The organism is Azospirillum sp. B506 (assembly GCF_000333595.1).
In the GTDB taxonomy this organism is placed as follows: Bacteria; Pseudomonadota; Alphaproteobacteria; order Azospirillales; family Azospirillaceae; genus Azospirillum.
In genome coordinates, this window is record NZ_BADK01000471.1 from 1 (window position 1) to 4,313 (window position 4,313).

General features: G+C 66.3%; 2 protein-coding genes. Both read right to left on the bottom strand.

What is annotated here, in order from left to right; genetic code table 11:
* Positions 1 to 865: HAMP domain-containing protein (locus I71_RS14085; protein ID WP_042695483.1), on the bottom strand; the 865-nt coding region annotated here is incomplete at its 3' end.
* Positions 866 to 1,351: 486 nt separating this feature from the next.
* Positions 1,352 to 4,313 (bottom strand): indolepyruvate ferredoxin oxidoreductase family protein (locus I71_RS14090; protein WP_042695484.1); only part of this gene is annotated, 2,962 nt, incomplete at its 5' end.

Below are 4,313 nucleotides of genomic sequence, written 5' to 3' on the forward strand. Positions count from 1 at the left end.
GCCGTTCCACCGCGGCGGTGCGCCGCTCCTTGGCCAGATGCTCCTCCTCCTCGGCCGCGGCCATGCGGGCACGGTCCAGTGCGTTCTGGCGGAAGATCTCGACCGCGCGGGCCATGCCGCCGATCTCGTCGCCGCGGTCCTTTCCGGCCACATCGACCGACAGGTCGCCGTTGGCGAGGCGGGACATCGTCCCGGTGATGACGGTGATCGGCTTGACGATGCCGGAGCGTGAGACGGCGACGCTGACCACGGCGGCCAGGCCGATTCCGCCGATGCCGACCGTCAGCATCAGCGTGATCATCCGGGTGCTGAAGGCATCGAGTTCGTTGTTCGCCTGCTGGATGCTGTCCATGTTCCGCTGTGCCGCCGCCTCCAGGGCCTTGCCCAGCGCGGTGCGGCCGGCGCGGCTTTCCGGCGTGTCGCCATGCTTCTGTGCCGCTTCCTGAGAGACCTCGACGCCGAGCCGGGCAACTTCGTTGCGGATGGCGATGAACTCGTTGGCGCTGACCATCAGCTTCTGGAAATCGGCCCTGCGGTCGGGCGCCAGCAGGCGTTCCCATTCCTCCATGCGCCGGCCGATCGATGCCGTCGATTCCCGGATCCCCTTGCTGAACAGCTGCGCGTCGTCCTTCGACTTGGCGGCATAGAGTCCGCGGCTGTCCATCACCGTCTTGTAGATCAGGCTGCTGACCTGTTCGGCAAGCAGCGCCCGCTGTGAGCGGACCTGGATGTCGTCGACCTTGCCGCCGAAGGTCTTGATCGCGGTAAAGCCGATCACGCCGATCACGGACGCGATCACCGTCATCAGGATCACGATGGCGGAGATCTTGCGGCTGATGCTGATGCGGGTTAGCAGGGTGCCCATGGGCCGGCTCGTTTCTGGCGGGAGGAATAACCCCCTCATCATACTGTAGTATGCCTATGAGCCTATCGAGCCAAGTTGCGGCGAATTCGGTCGGAAATCACCTTGTGTCAGCGAATTCCATCCAGGAACCTCAGGAATATTTAATGGCTATGCCGCATTTTGTCACTCCGACGCGAGATCCGTGACGTTTCTGAAATGGGGTTACGGCGCTGTTTGCGTTTCAAACATTAGCAGACATCATCGCTTTCGTTATGAGACTTTGCTGGCGGCCGACAGGATGGCAGATAAAGCATTGTCCGGATGCTCCAATCGATTGGGCATCTCCGATTTTCATTTGCTCCCGTGCTGACCGATGGCGACAGGATCCGCCATCCCCACCGGTCCCGAGGGCCTGAACAGAGGCGGCGCGCCCTTCCCAGGCCGGGGAAAGGCGCCGTTGCCGATGAGTGCGACCGGTCGCCCGGCCCGCCTCACTCCCGGCCCGCCTCACTCTGCCGCCAGCGGCTGCGGGGCGGCGACCGGAGCGCGGTAGGCGTCCAGCAGCTTGGCCTCCTTCGCCTTGGCCACCGACACGTTGCGGGCCTTCACCGGGCCGTAGCCACGCATCTCCATCGGCAGTTTGGCGATCTCGACCGCCAGTTCCAGGGTCTCGCGGGTCAGGCCGGTCAGCAGCTCGCCCACCACCGCCTCATAATCGGCGATCAGCTGGCGCTCCTGGCGGCGCTCGGCGGTGCGGCCGAACGGGTCGAGCCGGGTGCCGCGCAGGCGCTTGCCCTTGGCCAGCAGGCGCAGCACCGGCAGTATCCACGGGCCGAAGCTCTTCTTCTTCGGCTCACCGCCATCCGCTTCGGTCTCGCCCATCACCGGCGGGGCCATGTGGAAGGTCAGCTTCCAGTCGCCTTCGAACATGCGCTGGACATTCTCGACGAAGCCGCTGTCGGTGTAGAGGCGGGCCACCTCATACTCGTCCTTGTAGGCCATCAGCTTGAAGTGNGCGCGGGCGACCGCCTCGGTCAGCGCGGTCGAGCCGGGGACCTTCTGCTGCTCGGTCTGCCGGGTCCAGTCGACCAGCGCGTGGTAGCGGGCGGCATAGGCGGCGTCCTGGTAATCGACCAGGAAGCGGTGGCGGCGTTCGATCGCCTCGTCCAGGCTGGCGGACGGGCGGCGCTGGTCGAGCAGCAGCGACTGCGCGGCCTGCACCGGCTCCTGCGGCTTCGCGGCGGCTTCCACCGATGCCAGATCGACGGCGGCGCGGCGGCCCCACTGGAAGGCGTCGAGGTTCAGTTTCACCGCAACGCCGTTCAGCTCGATGGCCTTGAGGATCGACTCCTCGCTCAGCGGGATCAGGCCCTTCTGCCAAGCATAGCCCATCAGGAACGGGTTGGCGTAGAGGCTGTCGCCGAGCAGCGCGGTGGCGAGCTTCGTCGCGTCGAAGGCATCGACGGTCGACTCGCCGCCGCAGGCCTTGCGGATGTCGCCGACCAGATCGCGCACCGGAATCACCATGTCCGGCTTCTTGATGAAATCGGCGGTGATGCTGTCATGGGTGTTGATGACGGCGCGAGTGCGCCCGGCGGTCATCTTCGACAGGCCGTCGCCCGCCGCCGCGACGATCAGGTCGCAGCCCAGCACCGCATCGGCCCCGCCGGCGGCGATGCGGACGGAGTGGATGTCCTCCGGCCTGTTGGCGATGCGGATGTGGCTGGTGACAGCGCCGCCCTTCTGCGCCAGCCCGGTCATGTCGAGCACGCCGACGCCCTTGCCCTCGATGTGGGCGGCCATGCCCAGCAGCGCGCCGATGGTGACGACGCCGGTGCCACCGACGCCGGTGACATACAGGCTCCAGGTCTTGTCGAAAGCCGGAACGACGGGGGCGGGCAGGGCGCTGCCATCCGCAGATTTTGCAGCAGCCGGCTTCGGCTTGCGCAGTTGCCCGCCTTCCACCGTCACGAAGCTGGGGCAGAAGCCCTTGGTGCAGGAATAGTCCTTGTTGCAGCTGGATTGGTCGATCTGGCGCTTGCGGCCGAACTCGGTCTCCTGCGGGATCACCGAGACGCAGGACGATTTGGCAGAGCAGTCGCCGCAGCCTTCGCAGACCAGTTCATTGATCACCACGCGCTTGGCCGGATCGACCATCTTGCCGCGCTTGCGGCGGCGGCGCTTCTCGGTGGCGCAGGTCTGGTCATAGATCAGGACGCTGACTCCGCCGACCTCGCGCATCTCCTTCTGCACGCGGTCGAGGTCATCGCGGTGCTCGACGGTGGTGTATTGCGGCAGCCCGTTGCCGATGCCGTACTTCTCCGGCTCGTCGCTGACGACGGTGATGCGCTGCACGCCTTCCGCCCGCAGGACATGGGCGATGGACTGCACGGTCAGCGAGCCGTCGAAGGGCTGGCCGCCGGTCATGGCGACCGCGTCGTTGAACAGGATCTTGTAGGTGATGTTCACCTTGGCGGCGATGGCCTGCCGGATCGCCAGCACGCCGGAATGGAAATAGGTGCCGTCGCCCAGGTTGGCGAAGATGTGCTTTTCCTCGGTGAAGGCGGCCTGGCCGACCCACGGCACGCCTTCGCCGCCCATCTGGGTGAAGGTGTCGGTCGAACGGTCGAGCCACGTCGCCATGTAGTGGCAGCCGATGCCGCCCAGCGCCCGGCTGCCTTCCGGCACGACGGTGGAGGTGTTGTGCGGGCAGCCGGAGCAGAAGGTCGGCTTGCGCACCACGCGCGCCACATGGGCCTTCTGCTTCTCCTGCGCGTCGAGGAAGGCGATGCGGCGGGCGAGGGTCTCATTGTCGATGAAGCGCTGCAGGCGGCGGCCGATCACCACGGCGATCTGGGCCGGGGTCAGCTCGCCGGCGCTCGGCAGGATCCATTCGCCCTGCTCGTCGAACTTGCCCACCACCTTCGGACGGACGTCGGGGTTCCAGTTGTAGAGCTGTTCCTTCAGCTGGTTCTCGATGACCGCGCGCTTCTCTTCGACCACGACGATCTCTTCCAGACCCTCGGCGAAGTGGCGGACGCCGTCACGCTCCAGCGGCCAGGGCATGCCGACCTTGTAGACGGTGATGCCCCAGTCGGCGGCCATCTCCTCGCTGATGCCCAGCTCGTCGAAGGCCTGGCGGACGTCGAGATAGCTCTTGCCGGTGGTGACGATGCCGAAGCGCGGGCGCGGGCTTTCCATCACCACCCGGTCCAGCCTGTTGGCACGCGCGAACGCCAGGGCGGCGTACAGCTTGTGCTTCATCAGCCGGTATTCCTGCTCCAGCGGCGGGTCGGGCCAGCGGATGTTCAGCCCGCCCGGCGGCAGCTCGAAGTCGGCGGGGATGACCGGCGCGACACGGTGCGGGTCGATGTAGACCGACGCCGAGGTGTCCACCGTCTCGGCGATGGTCTTCATCGCGATCCAGCAGCCGGAATAGCGGCTCATCTGCCAGCCGATCAGGCCATAA